The 358-nt window shown below is 37.2% G+C and carries 1 pseudogene; it reads left to right on the forward strand.

From position 1 onward, the window contains the following. Window positions 1-358 (forward strand): annotated as a pseudogene (locus OJ995_RS13550) (hypothetical protein); the annotation flags it as partial.

Here is a 358-nt window from a genome sequence, read left to right on the forward strand (position 1 = left end):
CACAACAGGCGGATGTCCACCAGCAACAGCTACAGGTACTATAACAGTTAATCCAACAGCTATTCCAGTAACAGGATTTAGTTATTCTACACCAGTATGTATTAATGGAACCAACCCAATTCCAACAACAGTAGTTGGATTCACAACAGGAGGTATTTATAGTTCATCTCCAGGTTTATCTATTAATGGTACTACAGGTGAAATTAATCTTGGTTTAAGTACAGCTGGAACATATACAGTTACATATTTGTATGGTGCAACAGCATGTGGTGCAGCAGGTAGTAGTACTTTTAATATTACGATAACTTCTTTACCTGTAATAACTTTAACTTCAGCGGTTCCTACAACAAGTCAAACA

The sequence above is a fragment of the Flavobacterium lacisediminis genome (assembly GCF_025909975.1).
Taxonomy (GTDB): domain Bacteria; phylum Bacteroidota; class Bacteroidia; order Flavobacteriales; family Flavobacteriaceae; genus Flavobacterium; species Flavobacterium lacisediminis.